The following is a 17,084-nucleotide window of genomic DNA, read 5'->3' on the forward strand; positions in this document are numbered from 1 at the left end:
GTCTCGTTATTGTGGCTGCCCGCTTTGGGCGGGCAGCGAAAACCGAAAGATTGTACCGCCTGCCGGGTTATCGGTGTAAGTGAGCGTGCCGCCGTGGAATTCGATGGTGGTGCGGCAGATGTTCAAGCCCATGCCCATGCCCTCGGCCTTGGTCGAGAAGAAGGGCGAGAACAGGCGCGCCGCCACTTCCTCGGCAATCCCGTGCCCCTGGTCGATCACCGAGACCGTGACCGATTCTGCACCATCGTCGTTGCGGACCAGCTCGGCGGTCACCCGCAGGATGCGTCGCGCGGAGGGCACGGCGGCCATGGCCTGGATGCCGTTGCGGGTCAGGTTCAGGATCACCTGCTCCAGCAGCACCTGGTCGCCCAGCACCGGTGGCAGCGACTTGGGCACCTGCCATTGCAGCACCACGAAGAACTGCTGCGCCTGCAGTTCGATGAGCGGGGCCACGTTGTCCACCAGCTGCCGGATCTGCAGCCGCTGGCGCGCCGGTTCGCGCTTCTTGACGAACTGGTGCACGCTGCGGATCACGTGGCCGGCGCGCTGGGCCTGGGTGTGGATCTTTTCCAGCGCCGGCTGCAGCGCCTTGGGATCGGCCTGGCCCTGCTGCATCATGTTCAGCGCCCCGGTGGTATAGCTGGAGATGGCCGCCAGCGGCTGGTTCAGCTCGTGCGCCAGGGTCGAGGCGATCTCGCCCATGCTGGCCAGGCGGGCGCTGGCCTGCAGCTTTTCTTCCTGGGTGCGGTTGAGGTCTTCGGCGCGCTTGCGTTCGGAAATGTCGAGGATGGAACCCATCCACCCGGTCTGCTTGCCATCCTGGTCCACCAGCGGCGATTCGAAGATCAGCACCGGGAAGCGTTCGCCGTCGCGGCGCTGGAAGATGGTCTCGAACTGCGGGGTGACGCGTCCGGCCAGCACGTTGGAGAAGCGCTCCTGGTATTCATCCATGGCTTCCGGCGCCCAGTAGGGCATGGGCGGGATCCGGCCCACCAGTTCCTGCGCGGCGTACCCGACCATCTTGCAGAAGGCCGGATTGACGTAGGTGATGCGGCCCTGCAGGTCACGTGCACGCATGCCGGTGACCAGCGAGTTTTCCATCGCGGCGCGGAACACGGCTTCATTGAGCAGGGCCTTCTCGGCCTTGGTGCGCCGGTTGATGTCGCGCCACAGCGCCCACAGGCTCCACAGCAGGCCCAGCGAGAGCACGATCACCGAGCCCACCAGCAGGTTGGGCAGCAGCTTGGGCGCGCTCTTGGTGCTGTTGGTATGCAGCACCAGCGTCAAGCCCGGCAGCTCCAGTTCGCGGCGATGGGTGTAGACATTCAGGCCCGGCCCGCCCGAGGTGCGGCGCGCCACCACGTTGTCATCGGTATCGGTGAGCGAGATCTCATTGTCCTGGGCAAACCACCACGGCACCATCTCGTTGAGGATGCGCGCCACCGCGTAGCTGGCCACCAGGCTGCCGATGTAGTGATTGTCATGGAACAGGGGCACGTGATAATCCATCAGCATCGGCTCGGCGATGCCGGGCGGGATGGCCGGCGGGCTGTAGAGCGGACGGCGCAGTTGGCGCGCGCGTTCTGCCGTCATCAGCGAGGGTTGCGAGAGGTCCTTGCGGCTGATCGGAAGGTCGTCGGTGGAGGCCACCGGATGGCCCTCCGCATTGAACCAGGTCACGCGATAGAACTCGCGGTTGTTGCGCAGCAGGGCATTCAAGCGGCTGCGGAAATGGTCCTGGTGCAGGCGGCCGCTGATGATCTCGCGGCCGATGATGCGCATGCTTTCGTCATCGCGGCTCAACTGGAAGCGGATCGCCTGTTCCACCCAGAGCGAATCGGCGATCAGTTGCTCCAGCCGTTCGCTGGCTTCCATCTGCTGCGCCTGGCGCGGCAGCCAGATCAGCGTGGCCAGGAACAGGCACACCAGCAGGAAGGGAATCAGCCAGCGCATGGTGGTCTTGCGGCCCGAGGCCTGCAGCTGCGAGGCGGCATCGGGCTGGGGAGCGATCGGGGGCGGCGGGACGGTTTTCATGACGCCGCCAGTGTAGCTGCGCCCAAAGGCTTGCGCCAGCTTCCCGCACGGCGGGAAGGGGGCTGCGGGGGCATTGTGGTTTTCCACACTTGCCCCCGTTTGGTGAGGCCGCGCAAAATTCGCCAGCACAATCCGGTCCCCGCCAAGACCGGCCTTAGTTCAAAAATAATACTAACTAAATCATTTCCATCTCATTGGGGAGACAAGCATGAAACTGAAGTCCATCGTCTTTGCGCTGGCTGCGGCGACTGTCGTCAATGCCGGCCTGGTTGCCAGCGCCTTCGCGCAACAGCCCATCATCATCAAGTTCAGCCACGTGGTGGCCAACGACACGCCCAAGGGCAAGGCCGCCGAGCGTTTCAAGGAACTGGCCGAGAAGGCCACCAAGGGGCGCGTGAAGGTCGAGGTCTATCCCAACAGCACCCTGTACAAGGACAAGGAAGAGCTGGAAGCCCTGCAACTGGGTGCCGTGCAGATGCTGGCCCCGTCGCTGGCCAAGTTCGGTCCGCTGGGCGTGAAGGAGTTCGAGGTGTTCGACCTGCCTTACATCTTCCCCAGCAAGGACGTGCTGTACCGGGTGACCGAAGGCCCGATCGGCAAGGATTTGTTCAAGAAGCTGGAGCCCAAGGGCATTACCGGCCTGGCCTACTGGGACAACGGTTTCAAGGTGATGTCGGCCAACAAGCCGCTGCATCAGCCGTCGGACTTCCGTGGCCTGAAGATGCGCATCCAGTCCTCCAAGGTGCTCGATGCCCAGATGCGCGCACTGGGTGCCAACCCGCAGGTGCTGGCCTTCTCCGAGGTGTACCAGGCGCTGCAGACCGGCGTGGTCGATGGCACCGAGAATCCGCCTTCGAACCTGTACACCCAGAAGATGCATGAAGTACAGAAGCACGTCACCGTCTCCAACCACGGCTACCTGGGCTATGCGGTGATCGTCAACAAGAAGTTCTGGGACGGCCTGCCCTCCGACGTGCGCACCCAGCTCGAGGGCGCCATGAAGGACGCCACCAAGTACGCCAATGCCATCGCCCAACAGGAAAACGATGCGGCCCTGGCCGCCGTCGAAAAGACCGGCAAGACCACTGTCTACCGCCTGACGGATGCCCAGAAGGCAGAGTGGCGCAAGGCTCTGCTGCCGGTACAGCAGCAGATGGCCAGCCGCATCGGCAAGGAGCTCATCGACGCCGTCAACAAGGAATCGGCGGCACTGGGCCAGAAGTAAACCCGTTGCTTCAACGGGCGCCCGCCTTCGCAATGAAGCGGGCGCATTGCAGAGAAGAACAATCCTAACAAGCAATGTCATGGGCTGATACCACGATGGTATCGGCCTGCTGGCGCAAGGAGACTTCATGAAGTTACTCGACCACCTGGAAGAGTGGCTGATCGCGTTCCTCATGGCCGCGGCCACCTTCATCATTTTCGTGGCGGTGGTACACCGCTACGCCTCGGGACTGGATATTCCCTGGCTGCAGGACCAGCTCATCCAGATCAACATGAGCTGGGCCCAGGAGCTGTGCATCTTCATGTTCGTGTGGATGGCCAAGTTCGGCGCCGCTTACGGCGTGCGCACCGGCATCCACGTCGGCGTCGATGTGCTCATCAACCGCATGAACACGCCGTGGCGCAACAAGTTCGTGCTCTTCGGCCTGTTTGCCGGCGCGCTCTTTACCGGCATCGTCGGGACTTTCGGTGCCGAGTTCGTCTACGACATCGCGCAGCACGACAGCACCTCCGAAGTGCTGGAACTGCCGATGTGGATCGTCTACCTGGCCGTGCCGCTGGGGTCTTACCTGATGTGCTTCCGCTTCCTCCAGGTCGCGTGGAATTTCCACCGGACCGGCGAATTGCCCAAGCATGACCATGCCCACGTGGAAGGTCTGGACGAAGAAACCAGCGGAGGTAAAGCATGAATGCACTGATCATTTTCGTCTTGCTGTTCGGGCTGATGCTGACCGGGATGCCCATCTCGATCTCGCTGGGCCTGACTGTCCTGACTTTCCTGTTCACGATGACCGAAGTGCCGATCCAGTCGGTGGCGCTGAAGCTTTTCACGGGCATCGAGAAGTTCGAGATCATGGCGATCCCGTTCTTCATCCTGGCCGGCAACTTCTTGACCCATGGCGGTGTGGCGCGGCGCATGATCAACTTCGCCACCTCCATGGTCGGCCACTGGCATGGCGGCCTGGCGCTGGCCGGGGTGCTGGCCTGCGCGCTGTTTGCGGCGGTCTCGGGGTCCTCGCCGGCCACCGTGGTGGCCATCGGTTCCATCATCCTGCCGGCGATGGTCAAGCAGGGATTCCCGAACCGCTTCGGCGCGGGGGTGATCACGACCTCCGGGGCACTGGGCATCCTGATCCCGCCTTCCATCGTGATGGTGATGTATTCGGTCTCCACCAATACGTCGGTGGGCAAGCTGTTCATGGCGGGCGTGGTGCCGGGGTTGCTGCTGGCCTTCCTGCTGGGCCTGACCACCTGGTTCCTGGCGCGCAAGAACAACTACCCGCGTTTGAAGAAGGCAACCTGGGCTGAGCGTCTGGCGGCCTTCCGCAAGAGCGGCTGGGGCCTGTTCCTGATCGTCATCGTCATGGGCGGGATCTACTCCGGTGTCTTCACGCCCACGGAAGCCGCGGCCATGGCGGCGGTGTATGCCTTCTTAATCGCCGTCTTCGTCTACAAGGACCTGAGCCTGAAGCAAGTGCCCAAGGTGCTGCTGGATTCGGCGTCGATGTCGGCCATGCTGCTCTACATCATCACCAATGCGGTGCTGTTCTCCTTCCTGGTGACCAGCGAAAACATCCCGCAGACGATGGCGGCGTGGATCACCGATTCGGGACTGGGACCGATCACCTTCCTGCTGGTAGTCAACATCCTGCTGCTGCTGGCCGGTAACGTGATGGAGCCGTCGTCGATCGTGCTGATCCTGGCGCCGATCCTGTTCCCGGTGGCGATGAAGCTGGGCATCGACCCGGTGCACTTCGGCATCCTCATCGTGGTCAACATGGAAGTGGGCATGTGCCATCCGCCAGTGGGCCTGAACCTGTACGTGGCCTCGGGCATCACCAAGATGGGCATCACCGAGCTGACCATTGCGGTCATGCCGTGGCTGCTGACCATGCTCGGTTTCCTGGCGCTGGTGACCTACTGGCCGGCGCTGTCGCTGTGGCTGCCGAACCTGATCTACAACTGATCGGCAACCAGCACGTGAGACGATGAAATCGGCACCGCCACCTGGCTTGCACCAGGCCGGTGCCGATTTCGTCAGATGTCAGTCAAGTTGCCAAAAAGTATGTTGGTTTTGCCCTGAAAAAGTGCTTTGAAATGGCACGAAGTGCTGCTAAAGTGCGGGCTTTGCTGAATCGGCACCGTGCATTTGCCGTCCCGGCAATCGAGTTTCGCAGAGAAGTTTTTCTAGTGAGTTGTTGATGTACTTGCCTTGGCGGCGACCCTTCCGACACATCGGTCCGGGCGTGGCGAGGCAGCACCGAATACAAAGCGGGTGGTGCATAACAAACGGTATCGATACCGGGAAACTGAGGAGACGTGCATTCGATTGAAACCGTTCAAACGGTCGGGAATGCATCTGGAGTATTTTGAAGGCGCATCCGCGGATGCGCCTTTTTTCTTTGTGCTGCGCGGTGGTGATGGCACGTATAAATCGTTTATACGGTTTATATTTTTTAGCTCCGGCATGAAGCTGTCAGCCCAGCACACGCTCCCCGTGTGGCGTGGACACCACAGCGTGCAGGCTTGCCTGCTTTCCTTCCTTCAAGACAATCCGCGCATCGGCCAGCCCGATGGCCTTCCATGCGACCTGCAGTTCCTGTGCGGCGGGATGTTCCAGGATCAATTGCTGCAAACGGCATCCCCGGTCGGGCAGGGCACTGGCCGGGTGCGGCTGGCTGAGCCACTGGATCAGGGACGGCATCACGCCTTCGCAGGCCAGCGCCCCATCGGTGGCGATGGTGATGAGCCAGTCCAGCGCACCCCGGCTCATGGGTTCGATCACGCCCGGTGAAACGGGGCTGGCCGCCACCGCGGCGGCGATATCGCTGGTGCGCGCCACCCAGTGCGCCAGGCGCGGGGCGGCATCCTTGCCCAGTTGATCCATGCCGAACCAGCGCGGCCGCTCGGGCGCATCGGCGTTGGGGTCGATGGTGATGACTTCCAGGTAGAAAGCTTCGCCCAGCGAGAGCAGCGCATTGTGTGTTCCCAGCCGCACATGCTGGCCGCCGATGCGGGGCGCCATGGAAACGCCCAGGCACTGCTCTACCCAGACCATGCCGGATTTGAGCGTGGGGGCGGTGATGACGAGGTGGTCGGGTTCGGTGTGCAAGGGGGCGGTGCTCATGGGGTCTCCATCAAGTTTTGCCTGATGGTATCAAGCCCGCGCGCGAATTGCTTACAATAGCTGCCCCAGGTCCATGCCACGGCTCCCGATGACCCCAGCAGATTCTCCATTGACCGCCCTGTTCTCCGCCGTAGTGCATACGCCCTTCGGCGGCATGGGCGTGCGTACCCGGGCCGGAGCCCTGGTCGAGATGGTCTACCTGCCACCGCACTACGCCGAGAAGGACGCTGCCGATGCCGTGGCCGCGCAGGCGGTCCAGCAGATCACGCGTTACCTGGCCGATCCGGCTTTTCGTTTCGCATTGCCATTGTTGAGCGTGGGCAGTGTCTTCCAGCAGCGTGTCTGGCAAGCCATTGCCGGGATCCCCTGCGGTCAGGTGCTGACCTATGGGCAGGTCGCCAAGCGCATCCAGTCCGCACCGCGCGCGGTCGGGCAGGCTTGCGGGGCCAACTGGTATCCGCTGGTGATCCCCTGTCATCGGGTGACGGCAGCGGGCGGGCTGGGCGGCTTCTCGCATCATGACGACGAGGACGGCTTCCACCTGGAGGTCAAGCGCTGGCTGCTGCGCCACGAGGGCGTGGCCGGATACTGAAGAAGACGCATGGGACGCACCACACCAAAGATCGAAGCCCCCTCTGTGAGCCGTGAGGCCATCGACGAATTCTGCGACAGCCTGTGGCTGGAAGATGGCCTGTCCAAAAATACGCTGGAAGCCTACCGGCGCGACATGACCCTGTACGCCCACTGGCTCTACCAGGAGCGCGCCAAGGCGCTCTACGAGACGCAAGCCGAAGACCTCAACGCCTACTTCGCGGCGCGCCACGATGAGACCAAGCCCAGTTCCTCCAATCGCCGCCTGGCGGTGTTGAAACGCTTCTTCCAGCTGGCGCTGCGCCAACATCATGTGGCCGCCGATCCCTGCCTGAAGCTGCGCTCGGCACGGCAGCCGCAGCGCCTGCCCAAGACCATGTCGGAGGGCCAGGTGGAAGCGCTGCTGGCTGCGCCCGATGTCTCCACGCCGCTGGGCCTGCGCGACCGCGCCATGATCGAGCTGATGTATGCCAGCGGCTTGCGGGTCTCGGAACTGGTGACCCTGAAGAGCATCGAGGTCGGCATGAACGAAGGCGTGCTGCGTGTGACCGGCAAGGGCAGCAAGACGCGCCTGGTGCCGTTCGGCGAGGAAGCCGGTGCGTGGATGGCGCGTTACCTCGCCGATGCGCGCAGCCAGATCCTGCAGGGGCAGATCGATGATGCGCTCTTCGTCACCGCGCGCGGCGGGCCGATGACGCGCCAGATGTTCTGGACCCTCATCAAGAAATACGCGCTGCAGGCCGGTATTACCGTGCGCCTGTCGCCGCACACGCTGCGCCATGCCTTTGCCACGCACCTGCTCAACCATGGAGCCGACCTGCGGGTGGTGCAGCTGCTGCTGGGCCATGCCGACATTTCCACGACCCAGATCTATACCCATGTGGCGCGCGAACGCTTGAAGCAACTGCATGCCGCACATCACCCCCGCGGCTGATCTTGCGGCATAATGTGCGCCCATGACGGCCCGGCCGGCCTGTGTGGCCGTTCGGTGTGCTTCCAGGAAGAGTCCGATGAGCGCCAAGAAAGAACACATCTCCGAAACCCCGGCCACACAATTCCTGCGCAAGCAGGGCGTGGCTTTCACCGAGCATCCCTACGCCTACGAGGAGCACGGCGGCACCTCGGTGTCCTCGCGCGAACTGGGCGTGGAGGAGCATGTGGTCATCAAGACCCTGGTGATGCAGGATGAGGCCGCCAAGCCGCTGCTGGTACTCATGCATGGCGACTGCAAGGTCTCCACCAAGAATCTGGCGCGCCAGATCGGCTGCAAGTCGGTCGAGCCGTGCAAGCCGGAAGTGGCCAACCGCCACTCGGGCTTCCTGATCGGCGGTACCTCGCCCTTCGGCACGCGCAAGACCATGCCGGTCTATGTGGAGTCGACCATTCTCGAACTGGACAAGATTTACATCAACGGCGGACGGCGCGGTTTCCTGATCGGCATCGATCCGGCCGTGATCCTGAAAGTGTTGCCGGCCAAGGCGGTGCAGTGTGCGCTGGCCGATGCAGCATGAGCGGTTGCGCTCAAACTTGACCCAACTTGACGCGCGCCAACGCTGCTCCCCGATAACAGAGACAACAGAAAGCAACAAGCAGAAAGCCCCACTTCATGTACAACATCCTCTTTGCCATCGCGGCCTACCTGATCGGTTCACTGTCCTTTGCGGTGCTGGTGTCCAAGCTGTTCGGCCTGTCCGATCCGCGCACCTATGGTTCCAAGAATCCGGGCGCGACCAATGTCCTGCGCAGCGGCAACAAGAAGGCTGCGGCCCTCACCTTGGTGGGTGATGGCTTCAAGGGCTGGCTGGCGGTGTGGCTGGCGCAGAAGTTCGGTCCGCACTATGGCGTGGACGATACCGGCATCGCGCTGGTGACGCTGGCCGTCTTCCTGGGCCACCTGTGGCCGGTGTTCTTCCGCTTTGTCGGCGGTAAAGGTGTGGCTACTGCGCTGGGCATCCTGCTGGCGCTGGATCCGTGGCTGGGCCTGGCGACGCTGGCGACCTGGCTGGCGGTGGCTTTCGCTTTCCGCTACTCCTCGCTGGCAGCGCTGGTGGCAGCACTGTTTGCGCCGTTCTATTACGGCCTGCTGTTCGGGACCACCGATGGCATCCTGCTGGCCGTGGTCGCCATGGCAGCCCTGCTGATCTATCGCCATCGCAAGAACATCGGCAACCTGCTGGCGGGCAAGGAAAGCCGGATTGGCGACAAGAAGAAGGCGGCCAAGTAAGTCAGCCGACTGGGACGAAAAGAAGGGCCGCAATTGCATTGCGGCCCTTTTTAAATTGTATAAATATTTTCCAGATTGGGACGATTGATGTGAGTTTGAACTATTCCAAAATTAGAGGATATAGGAGCCGATCATGTACAAAAATGGAATGCGCCCGGTTCATCCCGGCGAAGTATTGCTTGACGATTACATCAAGCCCATGGGCGTCAGCGTGCGTGCCGTGGCACTGGCATTGCATGTGCCGTATTCGCGCCTTAGCGAGATCATCAAAGGCCAGCGCGGCGTGAGCGCCGATACCGCTTTGCGTCTGGAGCGCTACTTTGGCAGCGAAGCGCAAGGCTGGCTGAATCTGCAGACGGCCTACGACCTGCGCATGGCGCAAATTTCAGAGGGGAAGGCCATCGCCCGGGCGATTACGCCGCTGGCCGCTTTCGCTTGAGGTTGGAGAAGTCAGTCGGGAGCCTCGCTCGTGCGAGCGCTCCTCAAGTTGCACCGATCAGGCGGGCAGGGCTGCCTGCGGCGGCCGCAACTCATCCAGCGGCCAGCGCGGACGCACGCCAAAACCATATTCCTTGCGTGCCGCACCGGGTTCCTCACGCAGGCGCATGGCACCGGCAAAAGCGATCATGGCACCGTTGTCGGTGCAGAATTGCAGTTCCGGGTAGAACACTTCATAACGCCGCTTGGCCGCTGCAGCATTGAGGGCTGCGCGCAGCTGCGCATTGGCACCGACGCCGCCGGCGATGACCAGGCGCTTCAGGTTGGTCTGTTTCAGGGCCGTCATGCACTTGGCCACCAATACATCCACGATGGCATCGACGAAACCGCGCGCGATGTTGGCCTTGTCCTGTTCGCAGATATTGGCGCTGTGCTGCTTGACCACGGTCAGCACCGCCGTCTTCAATCCCGAGAAACTGAAATCCAGGTTCTTTGAGTGCAGCATCGGACGCGGCAACTGATAGGCGGCCGGATCGCCGAACTCGGCCAGGCGCGAGATCGCAGGTCCACCCGGATAGCCCAGTCCCAGCAGCTTGGCCGACTTGTCGAAGGCTTCCCCGGCGGCATCGTCCAGCGTCTCGCCCAGCAGTTCATAGCGGCCCACGCCATCGACCCGCATCAGTTGCGTATGCCCGCCCGAGACCAGGAGGGCGATGAAGGGAAAGCGCGGCGGCTTGCTCGCCAGCAGCGGCGAGAGCAGGTGGCCCTCCAGGTGGTGGATGCCCAGCACCGGCTTGTCCAGCGCCAGGCCCAGTCCGCAGGCCACTGACGCGCCGACCAGCAGCGCCCCGGCCAGACCCGGTCCTTGCGTGTAGGCGATGGCGTCGATGTCGGCGGCTTGCACCTGCGCATCGGCCAGGGTTTGTTGCAGCAGCGGAATGGCGCGGCGAATGTGGTCGCGCGAGGCCAGCTCGGGGACTACGCCGCCATATTCCTGGTGCATGGCAATCTGCGAATGCAGGGCATGCGCCAGCAGGCCGCGCTCGGTGTCATACAGAGCAAGGCCGGTTTCGTCACAGGAAGATTCGACGCCGAGAACTAACATGGGGATGGACTCAATGAAGCTGCCGCCAAATAGCCCAAACAGGCCGCGCGGCAAAGGCGCCATTGTAACGGAAAGCCATCCGGCAAGCGCCCCGGCTGCGGCATGCGGCGGTTTTGGTGTACCCTTCGGCCATGCAAAACGATGCCCACATTCCTGCTCCGGCTGCGGCCGTCGAGCCTGCCTCCAGCGCTGCCGTCGTCACAGCGGCTCCCTTCGCTGCCGCCCGTTTCATCAAGGAAATCGGACGCGGCAAGGACGGTGCCCGCAGCCTGTCGCGCGAAGATGCGCAACTGATGTATGCGGCCATGCTCGATGGCCGCGTGAGTGATCTGGAACTCGGCGGCATCCTGCTGGCCATGCGCATCAAGGGCGAGTCGGTCGAGGAGATCGCCGGCTTCCTGGCAGCGGCCGAGGCCTCCTTCACGCCCCTGCATGCGCCGGCCGGTCCCTATGCGCCGGTGGTGCTGCCCAGCTACAACGGCTCGCGCAAGATGGCCAACCTGACGCCGCTGCTGTGCATGCTGCTGGTCCGCCGCGGCGTGCCGGTGCTCATGCACGGTGTCACCCACGATCCCCAGCGCGTCACCAGCGCCGAGATATTCAGTGCACTGGGCGTGGCCCATGCCGGGTCGGCAGCGCAGGCCGAGGCACTGATGGCGGCCGGCCAGCCGGCCTTCATTCCCATCGCCGCACTGGCACCCGCCATCGCCCGCCTGCTGGGCATGCGGGCGATCCTGGGGGTACGCAGTTCCACCCACACCCTGGTCAAGATCATGCAGCCGTTTGCGCAGCCGGCACTGCGTCTGACGTCGTACACCCATCCCGAATACCTGGAGATGCTGACCGACTACTTCAGTCACGCCGCCCCCCATGATCGCGGTGACGCCTTCCTCATGCGCGGCACCGAAGGGGAGACCGTGGCCAACGCGCGGCGCGCCCAGCGCATCGACTGGTTCAGCCGCGGCACGCGCACCGTGCTGGTCGAAAAGCAAAGCGTGGCCGAAGACTTGCCCGACCTGCCCGAGGGCCACGATGCCCGCGCTACCGCGGCCTGGATCAATGAGGTGCTGGACGGTCGCCGTCCGGTGCCGCAAGCCATCGCGGAGCAGGTCGACCACTGCGTGGCCGTCGCTGCACGCGTGGGCCGCTGATGGCCTGCTGCGTGGATGATTTGCTACAGTTGTTCCCGCCAAGCGGGAAGCTGACAGGCTCACAGGCTGCGTGCGCGCGGCAGCCAGCCCTCGTGCCGGTTCGCACGCACTTGGTGATGTGAGCAGAAATCGAAGGAAGCAAGATCCCAGGGGGGAGCGGGATCGTGATTCTGGAGGGAGAAAATCCCGGGGAATTCGCTGCAGCGGATCACGCAGCCAGCATGGCGGGAGCGTGTCTCAGGTGCGCGTACGGCGACGGGTGGTGGTAGCGGTCTTGGCCGCAGCGGGAGCTTTCTCGGCGGCTTGGGCAGCGACCTGGGAGAAGGCGAAGATCACTTCCTTGACGATCTTGCGCTGGGGGGCGGGCAGGTTGATGAAAGCTTCGAAGGCTTCGCGCTCGCGGTAGCCGATGGCTTCTTCCCAGCGGGCGCGGCGCTTGTCGATGCGCTTGCCGATCTCTTCGCCGAAGCGCAGGTGCTGCGGAGTGACGATGAGCCATTCGGCCAGCGTTTCCAGCTTGTCCTGCTTGGGCATGGATTCGCCCAGCAGCCAGCGGCGAACGCCATGCAAGGTCATCGGCTTGCCCCAGTAACGCAGATTGAATTCCCGTTCCAGAACGGCGGGCTTGGGTTCGTATCCAGCTTTTTCCATCGCTGCGCGCAGGCGCTTTGCGAATTTTTGATTGGCGGTTTCCATGATTTCGAAGGTACTTTGAGGTAGCGCTTTCCGGGGTACGTTTGTCTCTGAGGTGAGTTACGCAGCAAACGTGATTTATGCTCACTGGTCGGAAATGGCCCGCCATCGCGCTTTGGGCGCACCATGCACCAGCTCGCCGAACCCATGTCGGCGGGCAGTTCCATCGGGTGGGAAAGCGTTCACGTGCAGGTCTCCAGTGCGTTCCCTGGCCCCGGGTTTGGCTGCATCCGGCCCATGGATGGGTGCGCAGATGTCAGGTCATCAGGCCAGTTCGAGTACGTCGTCCGGGAGGGGGGGGATATCTGGAAACCGGTGGCTCCATCGCTGGCAAAGAGCAAGGAGAGTCCGGTCTTGTGATGCCTGCATTGTCGGTCCAGATGCCTTTCGTGTGCGTGCCCGGCCGACAATTATTTAAGGCTTGTGTCCGCAGCGAGACAACGAGACACGGCGTTCCAGCATTGGCGCGCCGCAGTATTTCCGGCCCGAAGCGCGCTAGAATAGCGGGACATCGAAAGGGGCACCGGTCTTCCGGTGGATGAATAGCCGATATGTTTCCCGTCCCATGAGGATGGAAATTAGTTAGAGAATTGGCACCTGCCTTTTCAGGGGCATCACCGACCCGGATCTTGCCGGGCAGTCACACAAGCAGCACGCTGGTTGAATCAAATCGAACAAATCAAAGAAGTCAGCAGCATCCCTGTGGTACGTTTTGGTTACGTAACTTTTTGAGGTTCCTGGAATGGCGCCGGTGTGCGTCGTGACTGCGGCATGGATTTTTGCCGGGTGCGATGTGCCGGCCTCCGTTCCAGGATGGAACGCGGCGACCCGTTGCCATGCAACGGCGATCGACTGACGTCCTGCGGCCCGCTGCGCCACGTTGCCAGCGCGCAAGCTGCCAGGACGGAACGGCCGCGATACCGAGCAGGCGTCCATTCCTGCGGGCTCCCAGCGATCGCCCGCGAGGAAGGTGCGCACCCGAGCCCAGGTTCGACAATGTCAGCTTCCTTTCATTTCCTGCTGTTGGCCTTCGCCCTGCTGGTGGCCAGCCTGTCGGCCTACGCCGCGCTGGAGGTCTCCGAGCGCATCGTGCTGCAGGAAGCCCAGCATCGCCGCGTCTGGCTCTCGGTGGGCGCGGTGGTGTTCGGCCTGGGCGTGTGGGGCGCCATGCTGCTCAGCGTGGCCTCGCTGGATGCGCCCTTCACCATCGCCTTCGATGCGCGCATGGTGGTGCTGGCCCTGCTGCTGTGCCTGGGCAGTGCCTTCTACCTGATGCACCTGACGGGCATGCGGCGGCCTCATCCGACCCGGCTGGTGATCGGCGGGATGGCCATCGGCGCGCTCTTCAATGCCGCCTTCCACATCGCGCTCAAATCCATGACGCTGGTGCCGCCACTGCTGTATCACACCCCCTTGCTGATCGTGGCGCTGGTGGTGTCGGAGGTGGTGGCGGTATTCATCGTCACCCTGTTCTCGGCCAGCAACGGGCGCAAGCCCATGACGGGGTCACTCAATTCGCAGCAGGCCCGGCGCGTGCTGGCCGCACTGCTGGTGGGCGCCGGGCTGGTCTCCTCGGCTGCAGCGGGGCTGCGTGCCGTGCTCATCGAGCCGCAGGCGCAGAGCGTGGTGGCCAACGGCATCAGCCGCGAGCACCTGGTCAATGGCCTGGTGTTCCTCGCCTTCATGGCCATGGCGCTGGCGCTGGTGGTCAGCGGCGTGCAGCGCAATGAAGTCCTCAAGAAGATCGTCGGGCGCACCAACGACAAGCTGCTGCATTTCGCCACCCATGACGTGCTGACCGGCTTGCCCAACCGCGCGCTCCTGTCCGACCGCATCCAGCATGCGGTGGAAGTGGCACGCCGCAATGGCAAACCGTTCGCGGTGCTGTTCATGGACCTCGATGGTTTCAAGGCCATCAATGATTCGCTCGGCCATGCCGTGGGCGATGGCCTGCTGGTGGCGGTGGCGCAGCGCATCCGTGCCTGCATCCGCGGCGAGGACATGGTTGCGCGCATCGGTGGCGATGAATTCGTGGTGGTGATGAGCAACCTGTCTTCGCCGGAGGTGGTGGAGCAGTTGTCGGAGAATATCCTGTCGGCATTGCGCCAGGATTTCCAGCTCGAGGATGCCACGCTGCGCGTGACCTCCAGCATCGGCATTGCCGTCTATCCCAACAGTGGCGACTCGGTCGATGCCCTGATGAAGAATGCCGATGCCGCCATGTACGAGGCCAAGCAGAGCGGGCGCAATACCTATCGTTTCTTCGAGCCGGCCATGCATGCCAGCGCCATGCGCCACCTGCAGGTGCGCCAGGCGCTGCAGCAGGCCATCGACGGCCGCCAGTTCCGCCTGCACTTCCAGCCCAAGTATCGCGGTGCCGCCAAGGAACTGACCGGACTGGAAGCGCTGCTGCGCTGGCATCATCCGGAGCTGGGCGAGATGGCGCCGTCCGAATTCATCCCCATCGCCGAACGCTCGGGGCAGATTCTTTGCATCGGTGACTGGGTGCTGCAGGCCGTCTGCGACCAGATCGCGTGCTGGGATGCGGCCGGCATGAAACCGGTCAAGGTGGCAATGAATCTTTCACCGCTGCAGATGCGCAGCGATCTGGTGGACAGCATCATCAAGGTGGTCAGCGCAGCCGGGATCGCGCCACAGCGGCTCATGTTCGAGATCACCGAGACGGCCGCGATGAAGGATGTGGAGCGCACGACGCGGGTGGTGCGGGAGCTGCAGTCGCTGGGATTCGATATCGCCATCGATGATTTCGGCACCGGCTATTCCAGCCTGGCCTACCTGGCGCAGTTCCACTGCCGGCAGGTCAAGATCGATCGCTTCTTCACCTCGCGCCTGGACCTGGACGATCACTCCGGCCGCGCCATCGTGGCCGCCATCATTGCGCTGGCGCATGCACTGCAGATGGAAGTGGTGGCCGAGGGCGTGGAGACGGAAGGGCAGCTGCGCGAACTGCAGCTGCTGCATTGCGACCAGGTACAGGGTTTCCTGCTGGGCCGGCCCGACGAAGCGCCCAGCGTGCCCGGCCTGGTCAATGCCAGCAATGACGATCTGTTCGCCGCCGGCGGCCTGCTCAAACGCTGAGTTCGCCGCGCTGCGCGCGGGCCTGGATCACGCGCAGGTAGGCCAGCAGGCCCACCGCCACCATGCCCAGGCTGAGGCTGTTGGCCAACCAGAAGCCGGACGGGCCGCGCAAGGCGGGCGGGGCCATGCCCAGGGGATCGAGTCCCAGCAGATAGCCGCCGCCCAATCCCACTCCCCACAGTGTGACCGCATAGATGACGGTGGGCACCACCGCCACCTTGTAAGCCCGCAGTACGAAGGCGGTGGTCACCTGCATGGAATCGAAGAGCTGGTAGAAGGCGATGTAGAGGAACAGCGGCAGCGCCGCGCCCACGATCACCGGATCGGGCGTATAGGCGCGAATGATGTGCTCGCGCAGGAACCAGACTATCACCCCGATCACCACCGACAATGAAACGGCCAGGCGGATGCCGGCGCGGCCGATCTTCTTGGCCTCCAGCATGTTGCCGCCGCCGATGGCTTGTGCCACCAGCGTGCTGGTGGCGCTGGCGATGGATAGCGGCAGCATGTAGAGCACCGTGCCGACGTTGGCCGTGATCTGGTGACCGGCCACCGGGACCGCACCCAGGCGGGCGATGAAGACGGCCATCAAGGTGAAGGCGGTGACCTCGATGAAATAGGACATGCCGATCGGAATGCCCAGCCGCAGCAGCGTGCGCTGGCTTTTCCAGGAGGGCGCCACGAAGCCGCTGCCGAACAGCTTGAGCGGACGATACAGCGGCAGGCGCGCCACCAGGAGCCATGCCGCGATCATCATCAGCCAGGCGATCACCGTCGTGGCGATGGCGCAACCGGGGCCGCCAAAGGCAGGCAGCCCCAGGCCGCCGAAGATGAGCAGTGCATTCAAGGGGAGCTTGAGCAGCAGGCCGCCCAGCTGCAAGGCCATCACCATCTTGGGCTTGGCCAGCGCCGTGTTGAGCGAGGAGTAGACGCGGAAGAACAGCGTGGCAGGCAGGGCCAGTGCCTCGATGCGCAAGTACAGCGTGGCCTTCTCGACCAGTTCCGGCGAAGCCTTGGCGACGGCCAAAAAGAGCGGCGAGAACATCAGGATCAGCGAGCCGACGATGGAAAGCAGCACCGCCAGCCACATGCCCTGCTTGACCTCATGGCCGATCTCGCCCACGCGGCCTGCGCCGTAGAGCTGGCCGATGGTCGGCTGCAGCGCCTGCAGCACGCCGGACAAGCCGACGAAGACGCTCACGTAGATCGACACCCCCAGCGCCAGCGCGCCCAGGTCCAGCGCGGAAAAGCGCGAGACCATCGCGGTATCGATGACGCCATTGGCGATGATGGCCAGCTGGCCGATCAGCAGCGGCCAGGCCAGCCGCGCGATGCGGCCGGCGTGATGGCGGGAGGAGAGGGCGGGCAGTTCAGTGGTCACGCGAGAAGCAAGCCCTG

15 protein-coding genes are annotated in these 17,084 nt (G+C 63.5%); 10 read left to right on the forward strand and 5 right to left on the reverse strand.

The window, feature by feature from the left end:
* Positions 1 to 6 precede the first annotated feature (6 nt).
* A complete protein-coding gene (locus CEJ45_RS08155; RefSeq protein WP_088754661.1) occupies positions 7 to 2,034 on the reverse strand; it encodes a PAS domain S-box protein in 2,028 nt (675 codons plus the stop codon).
* A gap of 208 nt (positions 2,035 to 2,242) precedes the next feature.
* Here CEJ45_RS08155 and CEJ45_RS08160 point away from each other — a divergent pair, with 208 nt between their 5' ends.
* From CEJ45_RS08160 to CEJ45_RS08170, 3 genes are all read left to right on the forward strand, one after another.
* The gene (locus CEJ45_RS08160) at positions 2,243 to 3,259 is read left to right on the forward strand and encodes a TRAP transporter substrate-binding protein (RefSeq protein WP_088754662.1); all 1,017 of its coding nucleotides are present in this window, start codon (positions 2,243 to 2,245) and stop codon (positions 3,257 to 3,259) included.
* Positions 3,260 to 3,386: 127 nt separating this feature from the next.
* On the forward strand, positions 3,387 to 3,947 hold the full coding sequence (locus CEJ45_RS08165; RefSeq protein WP_039790095.1) for a TRAP transporter small permease: 561 nt from the start codon (positions 3,387 to 3,389) through the stop codon (positions 3,945 to 3,947).
* Positions 3,944 to 5,224 carry a TRAP transporter large permease gene (locus CEJ45_RS08170; RefSeq protein ID WP_088754663.1) on the forward strand — a complete coding sequence of 427 codons (1,281 nt, stop codon included), beginning with the start codon at positions 3,944 to 3,946 and terminating at the stop codon, positions 5,222 to 5,224. Before CEJ45_RS08165 ends, CEJ45_RS08170 begins: the two co-directional genes overlap by 4 nt.
* A gap of 510 nt (positions 5,225 to 5,734) precedes the next feature.
* On the opposite strand, the gene CEJ45_RS08175 is transcribed toward CEJ45_RS08170, so the two are convergent.
* Entirely contained in the window at positions 5,735 to 6,385 is a 651-nt protein-coding gene (locus CEJ45_RS08175; protein ID WP_088754664.1) for a VOC family protein, read from the reverse strand.
* 88 nt (positions 6,386 to 6,473) lie between these two features.
* On the opposite strand from CEJ45_RS08175, the gene CEJ45_RS08180 reads away from it, so the two are divergent.
* The 5 genes from CEJ45_RS08180 (at position 6,474) to CEJ45_RS08200 (ending at position 9,639) form a co-directional block, all read left to right on the forward strand.
* Positions 6,474 to 6,977, forward strand: coding sequence for a methylated-DNA--[protein]-cysteine S-methyltransferase (locus CEJ45_RS08180; RefSeq protein WP_088754665.1), 504 nt, complete (start codon positions 6,474 to 6,476; stop codon positions 6,975 to 6,977).
* Between the two features lie 9 nt (positions 6,978 to 6,986).
* On the forward strand, positions 6,987 to 7,910 hold the full coding sequence (gene xerD / locus CEJ45_RS08185; RefSeq protein ID WP_088754666.1) for a site-specific tyrosine recombinase XerD: 924 nt from the start codon (positions 6,987 to 6,989) through the stop codon (positions 7,908 to 7,910).
* Between the two features lie 76 nt (positions 7,911 to 7,986).
* Complete coding sequence (locus tag CEJ45_RS08190; protein ID WP_088754667.1) at positions 7,987 to 8,487, forward strand: aminoacyl-tRNA deacylase; 501 nt, start codon at positions 7,987 to 7,989, stop codon at positions 8,485 to 8,487.
* A gap of 95 nt (positions 8,488 to 8,582) precedes the next feature.
* Positions 8,583 to 9,200, forward strand: coding sequence for a glycerol-3-phosphate 1-O-acyltransferase PlsY (plsY, locus tag CEJ45_RS08195; protein ID WP_088754668.1), 618 nt, complete (start codon positions 8,583 to 8,585; stop codon positions 9,198 to 9,200).
* A gap of 133 nt (positions 9,201 to 9,333) precedes the next feature.
* Entirely contained in the window at positions 9,334 to 9,639 is a 306-nt protein-coding gene (locus CEJ45_RS08200) for a HigA family addiction module antitoxin (RefSeq protein WP_088754669.1), read from the forward strand.
* Between the two features lie 57 nt (positions 9,640 to 9,696).
* On the opposite strand, the gene tsaD is transcribed toward CEJ45_RS08200, so the two are convergent.
* A complete protein-coding gene (tsaD, locus tag CEJ45_RS08205) occupies positions 9,697 to 10,743 on the reverse strand; it encodes a tRNA (adenosine(37)-N6)-threonylcarbamoyltransferase complex transferase subunit TsaD (RefSeq protein ID WP_088754791.1) in 1,047 nt (348 codons plus the stop codon).
* Positions 10,744 to 10,874: 131 nt separating this feature from the next.
* Between tsaD and ybiB the strand changes: the two genes are divergently transcribed.
* Positions 10,875 to 11,894, forward strand: coding sequence for a DNA-binding protein YbiB (ybiB, locus tag CEJ45_RS08210; protein ID WP_088754792.1), 1,020 nt, complete (start codon positions 10,875 to 10,877; stop codon positions 11,892 to 11,894).
* Between the two features lie 237 nt (positions 11,895 to 12,131).
* Here ybiB and CEJ45_RS08215 read toward each other — a convergent pair whose 3' ends face one another.
* Positions 12,132 to 12,590: a DNA-binding protein gene (locus CEJ45_RS08215; RefSeq protein WP_088754670.1), complete on the reverse strand. Its 459-nt coding sequence runs from the start codon at positions 12,588 to 12,590 to the stop codon at positions 12,132 to 12,134.
* Between the two features lie 993 nt (positions 12,591 to 13,583).
* Between CEJ45_RS08215 and CEJ45_RS08225 the strand changes: the two genes are divergently transcribed.
* The gene (locus CEJ45_RS08225) at positions 13,584 to 15,686 is read left to right on the forward strand and encodes a putative bifunctional diguanylate cyclase/phosphodiesterase (protein ID WP_088754672.1); all 2,103 of its coding nucleotides are present in this window, start codon (positions 13,584 to 13,586) and stop codon (positions 15,684 to 15,686) included.
* Here CEJ45_RS08225 and CEJ45_RS08230 read toward each other — a convergent pair.
* Positions 15,676 to 17,067, reverse strand: a complete 1,392-nt coding sequence (locus CEJ45_RS08230; RefSeq protein WP_088754673.1) for an MATE family efflux transporter — start codon at positions 17,065 to 17,067, stop codon at positions 15,676 to 15,678. The two genes, CEJ45_RS08225 and CEJ45_RS08230, sit on opposite strands and share 11 nt — an antisense overlap.
* Positions 17,068 to 17,084: the final 17 nt, after the last annotated feature.

Source organism: Herbaspirillum aquaticum (genome assembly GCF_002213425.1).
Taxonomy (GTDB): Bacteria; Pseudomonadota; Gammaproteobacteria; order Burkholderiales; family Burkholderiaceae_D; genus Herbaspirillum; species Herbaspirillum aquaticum.

Bases quoted from the DNA above. Each gene is read 5' to 3' on its own strand.
- CEJ45_RS08190 (WP_088754667.1), top strand. From the start codon at position 7,987: ATGAGCGCCAAGAAAGAACACATCTCCGAAACCCCGGCCACACAATTC.
- CEJ45_RS08160 (WP_088754662.1), top strand. From the start codon at position 2,243: ATGAAACTGAAGTCCATCGTCTTTGCGCTGGCTGCGGCGACTGTCGTC.
- CEJ45_RS08225 (WP_088754672.1), top strand. From the start codon at position 13,584: ATGTCAGCTTCCTTTCATTTCCTGCTGTTGGCCTTCGCCCTGCTGGTG.
- CEJ45_RS08215 (WP_088754670.1), bottom strand. From the start codon at position 12,590: ATGGAAACCGCCAATCAAAAATTCGCAAAGCGCCTGCGCGCAGCGATG.
- CEJ45_RS08165 (WP_039790095.1), top strand. From the start codon at position 3,387: ATGAAGTTACTCGACCACCTGGAAGAGTGGCTGATCGCGTTCCTCATG.
- xerD (WP_088754666.1), top strand. From the start codon at position 6,987: ATGGGACGCACCACACCAAAGATCGAAGCCCCCTCTGTGAGCCGTGAG.
- CEJ45_RS08155 (WP_088754661.1), bottom strand. From the start codon at position 2,034: ATGAAAACCGTCCCGCCGCCCCCGATCGCTCCCCAGCCCGATGCCGCC.
- plsY (WP_088754668.1), top strand. From the start codon at position 8,583: ATGTACAACATCCTCTTTGCCATCGCGGCCTACCTGATCGGTTCACTG.
- tsaD (WP_088754791.1), bottom strand. From the start codon at position 10,743: ATGTTAGTTCTCGGCGTCGAATCTTCCTGTGACGAAACCGGCCTTGCT.
- CEJ45_RS08170 (WP_088754663.1), top strand. From the start codon at position 3,944: ATGAATGCACTGATCATTTTCGTCTTGCTGTTCGGGCTGATGCTGACC.
- CEJ45_RS08200 (WP_088754669.1), top strand. From the start codon at position 9,334: ATGTACAAAAATGGAATGCGCCCGGTTCATCCCGGCGAAGTATTGCTT.
- ybiB (WP_088754792.1), top strand. From the start codon at position 10,875: ATGCAAAACGATGCCCACATTCCTGCTCCGGCTGCGGCCGTCGAGCCT.
- CEJ45_RS08175 (WP_088754664.1), bottom strand. From the start codon at position 6,385: ATGAGCACCGCCCCCTTGCACACCGAACCCGACCACCTCGTCATCACC.
- CEJ45_RS08180 (WP_088754665.1), top strand. From the start codon at position 6,474: ATGACCCCAGCAGATTCTCCATTGACCGCCCTGTTCTCCGCCGTAGTG.